Raw genomic sequence first — 12,674 nt, 5'->3', positions numbered from 1 at the left:
GTCCCTCCTGCCATAGTGAGTTTGATAAGACAGTTCTTCTGACGGTACCCCAGCATCGTCGCGCGAAGCCGCACGGGGAAGCCGGGCGAACCCGTCTGCATGCTTCAACGGCGCGGAACCCGCTGGGGTTCCCGATCGTCCTGCACAGGACGCTCTTGTGGCTCAGCCGCCGTAGACGTGGGGCGCGAGCGTACCGACGAACGGCAGGTTGCGGTACTTCTCGGCGTAGTCGAGGCCGTACCCCACGACGAACTCGTTGGGGATGTCGAATCCGACCCACTCCACGTCGATCGCGACCTTGGCCGCCTCCGGCTTGCGCAGCAGCGTGCACACCTTGAGGGAGGCGGGCTCGCGCGAGCCGAGGTTGGACAGCAGCCAGGACAGGGTCAGTCCGGAGTCGATGATGTCCTCGACGATCAGGACGTGCTTGCCCTTGATGTCGGTGTCGAGGTCCTTGAGGATCCGCACCACGCCGGAGGACTGGGTGCCCGCGCCGTAGGAGGACACGGCCATCCAGTCCATGGTGACGGGGGTGGACAGCGCCCGCGCGAGGTCGGCCATGACCATCACCGCGCCCTTGAGGACGCCGACGATGAGCAGGTCCTTGCCCGCGTACTCCGTGTCGATCTCCGCCGCCAGCTCCGCCAGCTTGGCGTCGATCTCTTCCTTGGTGATGAGCACCGTCTTGAGGTCGGCACCCATGTCTTTCGCGTCCACCCGCATCACTTTCGGTCGTCCCACCGGCCGCCGCCCCTCCGAGTGGAGGGGCGGGATTCAGCCTTGCCGAATCACCAGTCTGCCACCCTGCCGCTGGGCGACGACTTTGCCGGGGAGATTGATGGCTCCCTGGCCGCGCCAGCCGGTGATCAGCCGGTCGATCTCCTCGATGTGCCGGGCGAAGAGCGAACCGGCCGGGGCGCCCGCCTCGATGGCGGCGCGGCGCAGGATGCGGCGGCGGACGGCGGGCGGCAGGGCGTAGAGCTTGGCGCACTCCAGCAGACCGGCGCTGTCCCGGACGGCGGCCTCGGCCCGGCCGGCCCAGGCGTCGAGGGCGTCGGCGTCGTCGCGGGAGAGCTGGGCCGTACGGGCGAGGGCCTCGACGACTCCCTTGCCGAGGGCCTTCTCCAGGGCGGGCAGCCCCTCGTGGCGGAGCCGGGAGCGGGTGTAGGCCGGGTCGGCGTTGTGCGGGTCGTCCCAGACGGGGAGGGACTGGACCATGCAGGCCTTGCGGGCGGTCTGCCGGTCGAGCTCGAGGAAGGGCCGGCGGTAGCGGCCGCCGGCCCCCGAGACCGCGGCCATTCCGGAGAGGGAGCGGATGCCCGAGCCGCGGGCGAGGCCGAGGAGGACGGTCTCGGCCTGGTCGTCGCGGGTGTGGCCGAGGAGGATCGCGGCGGCGCCGTGGCGGTCGGCGGCGGCGTCGAGGGCGGCGTAGCGGGCGTCACGGGCGGCGGCCTCGGGGCCGCCTTCGCGGCCTACGGTGACGGCGGTGGCCTCCACCGGGTCGAGGCCGAGTTCGCGCAGGCGCAGGACGACCTCGTCGGCGCGCAGGTCGGAGCCGGCCTGGAGGCCGTGGTCGACGGTGACGCCGCCGGCGCGGACGCCGAGCTTGGGGGCCTCGAAGGCGAGAGCCGAGGCGAGCGCCATGGAGTCGGCGCCGCCGGAGCAGGCCACGAGCACGAGCGGCGAGGGCGGACGCTCGTGCGCAGGGGCGTCAGGGGCGTCAGGGGCGCTGTGGTGGTCGGTGAGGATGTCGTGGAGGACGCGGCGGACCGCCAGGCGTATCGCCGCGACCGCAGGATGGGGACCCATGTCCGGTTCCCTTCATGAAATTTTCGGGGGTTGAACCCGAGGTCGGTCACGCAGAGTGTGTAGATCGTGACAGAACCGGGCCGTTCCCCGAGCATTGCACGCCTGATGGGGACTCACGGTCCCTCGGACGGGTGATTGCGGGGGCGTTCTCCTGCCGTCGGCCGATTTTCGGTTCCCGTCCGCCGCCGTGCTCGTCACCGGCTCAGCGGTTCAGGAGTCCGCCTTGCGGTGCACCCGGGCGACCCAGTCCGCCGGTTTCGCGATCTCGGCCTTGGTGGGGAGGGTGTTCGGCGAGGTCCACACACGGTTGAAGCCGTCCATGCCGACCTGGTCGACGACGGCCCGCACGAAACGCTCACCGTCCTTGTACTGCCTGAGCTTGGCGTCCAGGCCGAGCAGCTTGCGCAGGGCCATGTCCAGCCGCGAGGCACCCTTGGTGCGACGCTGCTGGAACTTCTCGCGGATCTCGGCGACGGTCGGCACGACGTCCGGGCCCACCCCGTCCATGACGAAGTCGGCGTGGCCCTCCAGGAGGGACATCACGGCGGTGAGCCGGGCGAGGATCTCCCGCTGGGCGGGGCTCTGGACCAGCTCGACCAGGGAACGGCCGCCGTCGTCCTCCTCCCCCTCGGGGCGTCCGCCGACGAGGGACTGGGCCGCTTCCCTGATCCGCTCCAGGAACGTCGCGGGGTCGACGTCCGTCTCCGCCAAGAACGACTGGATCTCACCCTCCAGGTGGTCGCGGAGCCAGGGCACCGCGGAGAACTGCGTGCGGTGCGTCTCCTCGTGCAGGCACACCCAGAGGCGGAAGTCGTGGGGGCTCACGTCGAGTTCGCGTTCGACGTGCACGATGTTCGGCGCGACGAGGAGCAGCCGCCCGCCGCCGTTCGCACCCGCGGGCAGCTCGCGGGTGGCGGGGGCGAAGGTCTCGTACTGGCCGAGGACGCGGGAGGACAGGAACGACAGCAGCATGCCGAGTTCGACGCCCGTGACCTTGCCGCCGACCGCGCCGAGGACCGCGCTGCCGCTGCGGCGTCCCTCCACCTTGTCCAGGAGGGGCTTGAGGAGTTCCCGGAAGCCGGCCACGTTCGCCCGGATCCAGCCGGGACGGTCGACGACCAGGACGGGGGTGTCGTGCATCTCCTCGGTTCCCAGACGGGTGAAGCCCCGGACGTGTCCTTCCGAGACCTTGGCGTGCCGACGCAGTTCCGCGACGACGGCGCGGGCCTCGTCGCGGCTCACCTCCGGGCCCGGCCGTACGAGGCGGGTCGCGGTCGCGACCGCGAGATTCCAGTCGACCATCCCGGAAGAGGCACCACCGATGCTCGTCATGCGTCAACCGTACGTGAGGGGTGCCGTTGCGGGCAGGGCGTGGGGCGGGAGTGGGGGATGCCTCAGGGTCGGGGCGGGGGCGGCGTCCGGGTCGGTGCGGCCCTCGGTCCGGGGCGGGGCGGGCGCGTGACCGGACGCCGGACGGGCCGGCTTCAGCCGCAGCCGCAGGCCGCCAGGGCCGTGACGGCCCGGTCCAGGGCCGTCTGGGCCGCGGCCGGGTCGGTGGTGTTCGCGGTGAGGACGGCGAAGGCCAGGAGGTGGCCGTCGCGGTCGACGACCGTGCCGGCGAGGGTGTTGACGCCGGTCAGGGTGCCGGTCTTGGCGCGGACGACACCAGCCGCGTCGGCCGCGCCCTCCGTGTAGCGGGTGCTGAGGGTGCCGGTGAAGCCGGCGACGGGCAGGCCGGTGAGGACGGGGCGCAGTTCGGGGCGGACGGGGTCGCCGGCCTTGACGAGGAGCGCGGTCAGGAGGTTCGCGGTCAGGCGGTCGTTCCGGTCGAGGCCACTGCCGTCCCTGAAGTCGACGCCGTCCAACGGCAGTCCGAGCCGTCCCAGCTGGGTGCGGATCGCCTTGCCCGCGCCGGCGAAGTCGGCGCGCACGCCGGTCGCGAGGGCGGTCTGGCGGGCGAGCGCCTCGGCGATGTCGTTGTCGCTGTTGGTCAGCATCCGCTCGACGAGCGAGGCGAGCGGGGGCGAGGCGACCGTGGCCAGCGTCTCCGCGTGCGCGGAAGCCTTCGACAGTCCGGGCGCGGACGTCTTGATCCCGTACGCCCCCAGGAAGTCCGCGAACTTCCTCGTCGCGTCCGCCGCCGGGTCGGGCACGCGGGTCGCCGGGCCGCTCGCCGAGCCGTCCGCGCGGCCCTCGTCGGCGGTCAGGGCGGTGACCCGGGCCAGGTTCGGGTTGACTCCGATCGGGTGAACTTCGGTGCCGGCGTACAGGGTGGTGTCGTACGACAGCGTCGCCCGGGTGATGCCGCGCTTCTTCAGGGCCGTGGCCGTGGAGGCGGCGAGGGTGCGCAGGTCGGCCCAGCCCTCGGTGGTCCCGCGGGCGGTGAGGGTGGGGTCGCCGCCGCCGACGAGGACGACCTCCCCGGTGCCGGGTTCCAGGGCGGTGCGGGTGGTGAGGCGGTGGTCGGCGCCCAGCGCGGTGAGCGCGGCGACCGCGGTGGCGATCTTCGTGGTGGAGGCCGGGGTGAGCGCGTCGTCGGCTCCGCTGCCGTAGAGCCGCTTGCCGGTGGTCACGTCGACGACGGCGGCCGTACGACGGGTGCCGAGGGCCGGGTCGGCGAGGAGCGGGCCGAGGACGCGCGTGAGGGCGGCGGAGCCCGGGACCGACTTCACGGCGGTCGTCGCGCCGCCGAGGCCGGTCAGGACGGACGCGGCACTGGGCGCGGGCCGCGGTGCCCCGGCCGCCGTGTCGGACGCTCCGGTCCCGCGGCCGTGATCTGCGCCACCCACCCGCTCCAGTGCGGCGACCCGGTCCCGCTCGGCCGTACGCTGACCGGAGGAGTCCCAGGGGCCGGCGGCGGTCGCCACGCCGACGGCCAGGGCCAGCCCGGCGGTCGTCGCACCCGCGGTGTACTGCCAGGTCCGGCCGGGCCTCGGCCTCGTGATCAGCGCGAGCTGCGGTTTCGCCGCCTGCCTGAGCCGTGCGACCCGCGGCCCGGCGGCCGCCGCCGCGCGCGCGAGACGTGGCCGTACGACCCCTGCGACCCGCGCCAGACGTGGTCGTACGGCGTCCGCGGCCCGCACCACGTGCGGTCTCGCGGCCCGCCAAGGCCTCAGCTCGGGCACGATCACCAGCCCCTTTCGCGATCACACACCTGCGTGAGGGACACTTAACCACCAGAACTATGTGCTGATCATGGAGGAGCCACCGGTGGAGTTCGACGTCACGATCGAGATCCCGAAGGGTTCGCGGAACAAGTACGAGGTGGACCACGAGACCGGTCGGATCCGCCTGGACCGTCGACTCTTCACCTCGACCGCCTACCCGACCGACTACGGCTTCGTCGAGAACACTCTCGGCGAGGACGGTGACCCGCTGGACGCGCTGGTCATCCTGGACGAGCCGACCTTCCCGGGTTGCCTCATCCGCTGCCGCGCGATCGGCATGTTCCGCATGACCGACGAGGCCGGCGGCGACGACAAGCTGCTCTGCGTCCCGTCGACCGACCCGCGCGTGGAGCACCTGCGGGACATCCACCACGTGTCGGAGTTCGACCGGCTGGAGATCCAGCACTTCTTCGAGGTCTACAAGGACCTGGAGCCCGGCAAGTCCGTCGAGGGCGCCGACTGGGTGGGCCGCACCGACGCCGAGGCCGAGATCGAGCGGTCGTACAAGCGCTTCAAGGACCAGGGCGGTCACTGAGTCGCTCGGCCCCGAGGGGCCGTGGAGGGCCGCACGCACGCGTGCGGCCCTCCGGCATGCCGGGCGCAGATGTCGGTGAGCCCGCGTCCCTGGGCATACGTCAGTACGCACCCGTCGGTACGCGTACGTCGAGGCGCATACGTCGAGGCGCGTACGTCGGTGCGCATACTGAGGTCTACGGAATGTGTCGTTCAGGGAGCGTTGCCCAGTGACGGAGGCGGAGGACCGCAAGCCGCAGTCGGACGAGGCGAAGGGCACGTTCGATCCGGAGATCACCTCCGAGTTCGCGATCCCGCGGGGGCTGGCCGTCCCCAGGGGCGGGAGCGAGTCGGAGACCACGTCGGAGTTCGCCGTCCCGGTCGGCCTGGACGTCGCGCAGCCGGCCGGCGGTGAGTCCGAGGGGTCGGCGTTCAGTCCGCCGAGGACGTACGGCTCGGGGCACGCCCCGCCCGCCTTCACGCCCGCCGAGGGCTTTCCCGTGGTCAGTCTGACCAAGGACGTGCCCTGGCAGGACCGGATGCGGACGATGCTGCGCATGCCGGTGGCCGAGCGGCCCGCGCCGGAGCCGCCGCCCAAGGCGGAGGAGGGCGGCCCGGCCGTCCCGCGCGTGCTCGACCTGACGTTGCGCATCGGCGAGCTGCTGCTGGCGGGCGGGGAGGGCGCCGAGGACGTGGAGGCCGCGATGTTCGCGGTCTGCCGCTCCTACGGGCTCGACCGCTGCGAGCCGAACGTCACCTTCACCCTGTTGTCGATCTCGTACCAGCCCTCCCTGGTCGAGGACCCGGTGACGGCCTCACGGACCGTGCGGCGCCGGGGCACCGACTACACCCGGCTGGCGGCCGTCTTCCACCTCGTCGACGACCTCAGCGACCCCGAGACGCACATCTCCCTGGAGGAGGCGTACCGGCGGCTCGCCGAGATGCGGCGCAACCGGCACCCGTATCCGACCTGGGTGCTGACCTCGGCGAGCGGACTGCTGGCCGGCGCGGCCTCGGTGCTCGTCGGCGGCGACCTGATCGTGTTCGTGGCGGCGGCGATCGGCGCGATGCTCGGCGACCGGCTGGCGTGGCTGTGCGCCGGACGCGGGCTGCCGGAGTTCTACCAGTTCCTGGTGGCCGCGATGCCGCCCGCCGCGATAGGCATCGCGCTGACGCTCGGACACGTCGACGTGAAGGCGTCCGCCGTCATCACGGGTGGGCTGTTCGCGCTGCTGCCCGGCCGGGCCCTCGTGGCGGGCGTCCAGGACGGTCTGACGGGCTTCTACATCACCGCCGCCGCCCGCCTGCTGGAGGTCATGTACTTCTTCGTCGGCATCGTCGTCGGCGTGCTGGTCATGCTCTACCTCGGCGTGCAGCTGGGCGCCCATCTCAACCCCGACGCCTACCTGGGCATCACCGAGCGGCCGCTGTGGCAGATCGGCGCGTCGATGCTGCTGTCGCTGACCTTCGCGGTGCTGCTCCAGCAGGAGCGGTCCACCGTGCTGGCCGTGACGCTGAACGGAGGCGTCGCCTGGTCGGTGTACGGCGCGATGCACTACGCCGGTGACATCTCGCCGGTGGCCTCCACCGCCGTCGCGGCGGGGGTGGTCGGGCTGTTCGGGCAGCTGCTGTCGCGGTACCGGTTCGCGTCCGCGCTGCCCTACACGACCGCGGCGATCGGGCCGCTGCTGCCCGGTTCGGCCACGTACTTCGGGCTGCTGGCCATCGCGCAGAACGAGGTGGACGCGGGGTTGGTCTCTCTGACCAAGGCGGCCGCGTTGGCGATGGCCATCGCCATCGGCGTGAACCTGGGGTCGGAGATCTCGCGGTTGTTCCTGCGGATCGGGTCCGCGGAGAAGCGGCGGGCCGCCAAGCGGACACGGGGATTCTGACGCCGGGGCCGGTCCCGGCGGATCTCCCGTGCCCGCGGTCGCGTCTCAGTAGCCCTGGTTGTGCGGGTACTGGCCGTTCTGCTGCTGCGGCTGGGGCTGGGGCTGCCAGTCCTGCTGGGGGTACTGCTGCTGCGGGTACTGCTGTTCCTGCGGGTACTGCTGCTGGGGGTACTGCTGCTGGTACTGCTGGCCGTAGTAGTCGGGCTGGTACTCGCCCTGGTACTGGTTCTGGCCCTGGTCGCCGGCCTGGTACTGGTTCTGGCCCTGGTCACCGGCCTGGTACTGGCTGCGGCCCTGGTCGCCGTACGGGTCGTGGTCCTCGATGCGGCGGAGTCGGGTGGTGGCGTCGTCCATGGCCTGCGCCGGGGCCTGGGCCGGCTGGGCGGAGGGCTCGGCCTGCGGGGGGTTCTTCTTGGACTGGGAGCGGGCGCGGAGGAACTCGATGATGATCGGGACCACCGAGAGAAGGACGATCAGGAGCAGGATCGGCTCGATGTTCTTCTTGACGAAGTCGATGTTGCCCAGCCAGGAGCCGAGCAGGGTCACGCCCGCGCCCCACAGGACGCCGCCGATGACGTTGAAGATCAGGAAGGACCGGTACCGCATGCCGCTGACGCCGGCGATGATCGGTGTGAACGTGCGGACGATGGGCACGAAGCGGGCCAGGACCAGCGACTTGGGGCCGTACTTCTCGAAGAACTCGTGCGCCTTGGTGACGTTCTCCTGCTTGAAGAGGCGGGAGTCCGGGCGGGTGAAGAGGGACGGGCCCACCTTCTTGCCGAACATGTAGCCCGCCTGGTCGCCCAGGATCGCGGCGACGCAGATCAGGGCGATGGCCGCCCACAGCGGGAAGTCCAGCTGGTTCGACGTGATCAGCAGGCCCGCCGTGAACAGCAGCGAGTCACCTGGCAGGAAGAAGCCGATGAGCAGGCCCGACTCCGCGAAGACGATGAGCAGCAGACCCCAGATGCCGAAGCTGTCCAGCAGGTAGTCGGGGTCCAGCCAGCTCGGTCCGAGGGCAAGGGTCGTCACGGTTCCGGGCTCCTGACGGGGGTGAGGGAATTCAGCGTCCTTCTACGGCCGCACAAAGCTATCAACGTCATGTGTGCGCCCCAGGTTCCACGGGGGTCCCCGGGATGCGCTGTGAGCCCGCCCGGGCAAACCTGTGAGCATGGGCATCGAAGATTACGGCGGCGGCCAGGGGCCCCAGCCGGACGTACTGGTCGTCACCACCAACGACGTACCCGGACACCGGGTCGAGCAGGTCATCGGTGAGGTCTTCGGGCTGACGGTGCGTTCGCGGCACCTCGGGAGCCAGATCGGGGCGGGGCTGAAGTCGATGATCGGCGGCGAGCTGAAGGGCCTCACCAAAACGCTCGTGGAGACCCGCAACCAGGCCATGGACCGGCTCGTGGAGCAGGCACGCGCGCGTGGCGCCAATGCCGTGCTCGCCTTCCGCTTCGACGTCACGGAGGCGGCCGACGTGGGAACCGAGGTGTGCGCGTACGGGACGGCGGTGGTCGTGGCCCGGGAGTGACCCCGGGCCGGGGCCCTACGCGGACGTGTGCCGGGCCGCGTTGGCGGTGATCGCCTCCCTGAGGTGCTCGGCGAGACCCGGACGGGTGGAGTCGTAGAAGGCCTTGAACCGCTCGTCGGTGACGTACATCTCGCCCAGGGACCGGTGGAGCGCGTGGGAGCACGCGTAGAACCAGCCGCTGATGTGCTGCCGGTGTTCCTCGGCCATGTCCATGGCCCGCTCGCCGGTGGGCGGTTCGCCGGCCGCCATGAGCGCGTCGTAGCGTCCGCTCCAGTCGGCCACCTCCGCCTGCATGCGCCGCCAGTCGTCCTTGGTGTAGCGGGCGGCCCGGCGCTGTGACTCCGCGTACAGCTCGGTGCCGCCCCAGCGCCGCTCGGCCTCCTCGGCGTACTGCTCGGGGTCCTTGTCCCCGAAGACCTCGAAGCGTTCCTCGGGGGTCAGGTCGATGCCCATCTCACGTGCCTCCATCGCGTGTTCCACGGCCGCGGCCATCTCCTGCAGCTGCTCGATCCGGGCGGTCAGCAGGTCGAGCCGGCGGCGCAGGTGCGCGCGCGGGTCCGCCTCCGGATCGTCGAGCAGGGCGGCGACCTCGTCGAGCGGGAAGCCGAGCTCCCGGTAGAACAGGATCCGCTGCAGCCGGTCGAGGTCGGCGTCGCTGTAGCGCCGGTGGCCCGCGTGGCTGCGCTCGCTCGGGGGGAGCAGGCCGATGCCGTCGTAGTGGTGCAGGGCGCGCACCGTCACCCCGGCGAAGCCGGCGACCTGTCCCACGGAGTAGCTCACTTCGTCCGCTCCCTTCTGTTCCCTTCTGTGTTCGTCCTCCACGGTGGGCCCTCACGCGACGTGAGGTGCAAGCCCGCCGTCACGGCAGCGCTCCGTCACGGGTCACGGGTGGCGTCCTTCCCGGGCGCCCCCCGGGCGGCTCTCCCCCAGGAGCGATGCCCGTTTTGCCCGCTTATCGTGAGCCCGTGGCTCACGACACCGCTCGACATGCGCCCCCCTCCCCGGCGAGCCCCACGCGCGCGTTGCTGCTCTCGATCCTGCCCGCCCTGGTCGTCGGTGTGCTGGCCGGCCTGCTCCTGCTGCTGGTGAGCGAACTGGCCGGGCAGTTGCAGAACGTGCTGTGGGAGAACCTGCCGGACGCCCTGGGGGTGGGCCGTTACTCGGTGCTGTGGATGCTCGTCGTCCTCACCACCACCGGCGTCGCGGTCGGCCTGGTGGTGTGGAAGGTGCCGGGGCACGCGGGCCCCGATCCGGCGACCACCGGCCTCAACGCCCCCGTACTGCCGCCCGAGGTGCTGCCGGGGCTGTTGCTGGCGGCCATGCTGATGCTGGCGGGCGGCCCGAGTCTGGGCCCGGAGAATCCGGTGATCGCGGCGAACGTGGGGCTGGCGTACTGGCTGGGCCGCCGGCTGCTGCCGCGGGCGCCGGACCGGGTATGGCCGGTGCTGGCGGAGTCCGCGACGATCGGGGCGCTGTTCGGCACACCGGTCGCGGCGGCGCTGGTGATCTCCGAGGCGCTGGCCGGGCGGCAGACCGAAGGACCTCTGTGGAACGACGTCTTCACGCCGCTCGTCGCGGCCGCGGCCGGTTCGACGACGATGATCCTGTTGGACCGTCCGAGCTTCGACCTCGGCCTGCCGGCGTTCGGGCAACCCGACTGGGGCGATCTGCTGTCCGCGATGGTGATCGCCTCCGTGGGCGCGCTGCTCGGCATGGCCGCCGTGCTTGGCCTCCCGTATGTCCACGGCACGTTCGCGCGACTGCAGCACCCCATGCTGGCGCTGCCGGTCGGCGGGGTCGTGCTGGGGCTGCTGGCGGCCGTGGGCGGTCATCTGACGCTCTTCAAGGGGCTGGACGAGATGGCGGAGCTGGCCCACGATCCCGACGGCTGGACGGCTGGAGAGTTCACCACGATGGCGGTGGTGAAACTGGCCGCGTTGCTCGTCGCCACGTCCTGCGGCTTCCGCGGCGGACGGATCTTCCCGGCGGTGTTCGCGGGGGTCGCCCTCGGGCTGGCCGCGCACGCCCTCGTGCCCGCCGTGCATCCCGCGGTGGGAGCCGCGACAGCCGTGCTCGGGGTCCTCCTCGCCGTCACCCGGCAGGGCTGGCTGAGTCTCTTCGTCGCCGCCGTCCTGGTCTCCTCCCCGGCCGTCATCACGCTGCTGTGCGTCGCCTCGCTGCCGGCCTGGCTACTGGTGACCGGCAGGCAGCGGATGCAGCTGCGGGAGGACGGGGCGGCGATCCGGTGAACCGATCGGACCCTTCGATCCGATGAACGAGCGGGGAGGACGCCGACGCCGACCCCGCACCCTCGACCACTGACCCCGAGCCCCGAGCCCTGACAGGAGAATCCCGTGCCCCTGCACAAAGGCGTTGCCAAGGCCGACGAGCGCTCCCGCTCCGTGAATCCCTTCTACGGCGAGACGGACCCGGTCAGCGGTATGACCGAGGCGCCGCCCAAGCACCGGCTGCCGGACGGCCCGACGCCGCCCTCGACGGCGTATCAGCTGGTGCACGACGAACTGATGCTGGACGGCAACTCCCGGCTGAACCTGGCCACCTTCGTCACCACGTGGATGGAGCCGCAGGCAGGGCTGCTGATGGCGGAGTGCCGCGACAAGAACATGATCGACAAGGACGAGTACCCGCGCACCGCAGAGCTGGAGCGTCGCTGTGTGGCCATGCTCGCCGACCTGTGGAACGCGCCTGACCCGTCGGCGGCCGTGGGCTGCTCGACGACCGGGTCGAGCGAGGCGTGCATGCTGGCCGGGATGGCCCTCAAGCGGCGGTGGAGCAGACGCACCACCGACCCGGCCGCCCGGCCCAACCTGGTCATGGGGGTCAACGTCCAGGTCTGCTGGGAGAAGTTCTGCAACTTCTGGGAGGTGGAGGCCCGCCTGGTGCCCATGGAGGGCGAGCGCTTCCACCTGGACCCGCAGGCCGCCGCCGACCTGTGCGACGAGAACACCATCGGGGTCGTCGGCATCCTCGGCTCCACCTTCGACGGGTCCTACGAGCCGATCGCCGAGCTGTGCGCGGCCCTGGACGCCCTCCAGGAGCGGACCGGCCTGGACGTGCCGGTGCACGTCGACGGGGCGTCCGGCGCGATGATCGCGCCCTTCCTGGACGAGGACCTCGTGTGGGACTTCCGCCTCGCTCGCGTGGCGTCGATCAACACCTCCGGGCACAAGTACGGGCTGGTCTACCCCGGTGTCGGCTGGGCCCTGTGGCGCGACAAGGACGCCCTGCCCGAGGAACTGGTCTTCCGCGTCAACTACCTGGGCGGCGACATGCCGACCTTCGCGCTGAACTTCTCGCGGCCCGGCGCCCAGGTCGTCGCGCAGTACTACACCTTCCTGCGGCTGGGCCGCTCGGGTTACCAGGCCGTGCAGCGCTCCACGCGGGACATCGCCCGGGACCTGGCCGACCGGGTGGAGGCGCTCGGCGACTTCCGGCTGCTGACCCGGGGCGACCAACTGCCCGTCTTCGCCTTCACCACCGCCCCGGGTGTCGAGTCGTACGACGTCTTCGACGTCTCCCGGCGGCTGCGTGAGCACGGCTGGCTGGTGCCGGCGTACACCTTCCCGCCGAATCGCGAGGACCTGTCCGTCGTGCGGATCGTGTGCCGCAACGGCTTCTCGTCGGACCTGGCCGACCTGTTCGTCGACGACCTGACGCGGCTGCTTCCGGAGCTGCGCCGGCAGCCGCACCCGCAGACTCGGGACAAGGGGGCGGCCACCGGCTTCCACCACTGAG

Annotated in this window: 11 protein-coding genes; 5 read left to right on the top strand and 6 right to left on the bottom strand. The window is 71.6% G+C overall.

The features are described from left to right. Positions 1-162: 162 nt before the first annotated feature. The 4 genes from hpt to dacB form a co-directional block, all read right to left on the bottom strand. The gene (gene hpt / locus AB0N31_RS13720; protein ID WP_366058576.1) at positions 163-723 is read right to left on the bottom strand and encodes a hypoxanthine phosphoribosyltransferase; all 561 of its coding nucleotides are present in this window, start codon (positions 721-723) and stop codon (positions 163-165) included. Between the two features lie 51 nt (positions 724-774). Next, the gene (gene tilS / locus AB0N31_RS13715) at positions 775-1,809 is read right to left on the bottom strand and encodes a tRNA lysidine(34) synthetase TilS (protein ID WP_366058543.1); all 1,035 of its coding nucleotides are present in this window, start codon (positions 1,807-1,809) and stop codon (positions 775-777) included. Between the two features lie 210 nt (positions 1,810-2,019). After that, positions 2,020-3,111, bottom strand: a complete 1,092-nt coding sequence (locus tag AB0N31_RS13710; protein ID WP_366058574.1) for a zinc-dependent metalloprotease — start codon at positions 3,109-3,111, stop codon at positions 2,020-2,022. A gap of 182 nt (positions 3,112-3,293) precedes the next feature. Further along, positions 3,294-4,940: a D-alanyl-D-alanine carboxypeptidase/D-alanyl-D-alanine-endopeptidase gene (dacB, locus tag AB0N31_RS13705; protein WP_366058542.1), complete on the bottom strand. Its 1,647-nt coding sequence runs from the start codon at positions 4,938-4,940 to the stop codon at positions 3,294-3,296. Positions 4,941-5,019: 79 nt separating this feature from the next. Between dacB and AB0N31_RS13700 the strand changes: the two genes are divergently transcribed. Continuing rightward, entirely contained in the window at positions 5,020-5,511 is a 492-nt protein-coding gene (locus AB0N31_RS13700) for an inorganic diphosphatase (RefSeq protein WP_007452023.1), read from the top strand. A 208-nt stretch (positions 5,512-5,719) separates the two neighbouring features. After that, positions 5,720-7,381, top strand: a complete 1,662-nt coding sequence (locus tag AB0N31_RS13695; protein WP_366058541.1) for a threonine/serine exporter family protein — start codon at positions 5,720-5,722, stop codon at positions 7,379-7,381. Between the two features lie 45 nt (positions 7,382-7,426). On the opposite strand, the gene AB0N31_RS13690 is transcribed toward AB0N31_RS13695, so the two are convergent. Further along, entirely contained in the window at positions 7,427-8,413 is a 987-nt protein-coding gene (locus tag AB0N31_RS13690) for a VTT domain-containing protein (protein WP_366058540.1), read from the bottom strand. Positions 8,414-8,552: 139 nt separating this feature from the next. Between AB0N31_RS13690 and AB0N31_RS13685 the strand changes: the two genes are divergently transcribed. Next, a complete protein-coding gene (locus tag AB0N31_RS13685; protein WP_086771861.1) occupies positions 8,553-8,918 on the top strand; it encodes a YbjQ family protein in 366 nt (121 codons plus the stop codon). Positions 8,919-8,933: 15 nt separating this feature from the next. On the opposite strand, the gene AB0N31_RS13680 is transcribed toward AB0N31_RS13685, so the two are convergent. After that, positions 8,934-9,698, bottom strand: coding sequence for a MerR family transcriptional regulator (locus AB0N31_RS13680; protein ID WP_366058539.1), 765 nt, complete (start codon positions 9,696-9,698; stop codon positions 8,934-8,936). A gap of 185 nt (positions 9,699-9,883) precedes the next feature. Here AB0N31_RS13680 and AB0N31_RS13675 point away from each other — a divergent pair, with 185 nt between their 5' ends. Beyond that, the gene (locus AB0N31_RS13675) at positions 9,884-11,167 is read left to right on the top strand and encodes an ion channel protein (protein WP_366058538.1); all 1,284 of its coding nucleotides are present in this window, start codon (positions 9,884-9,886) and stop codon (positions 11,165-11,167) included. Between the two features lie 105 nt (positions 11,168-11,272). Beyond that, a complete protein-coding gene (locus AB0N31_RS13670; protein WP_366058537.1) occupies positions 11,273-12,673 on the top strand; it encodes a glutamate decarboxylase in 1,401 nt (466 codons plus the stop codon). Position 12,674 lies beyond the last annotated feature (1 nt).

This window comes from Streptomyces sp. NPDC051051 (assembly GCF_040682975.1).
GTDB lineage: Bacteria > Actinomycetota > Actinomycetes > Streptomycetales > Streptomycetaceae > Streptomyces.
The sequence above is the reverse complement of the archived record's forward strand: the minus strand, read 5'-3'. Positions and strand labels throughout refer to the sequence as shown.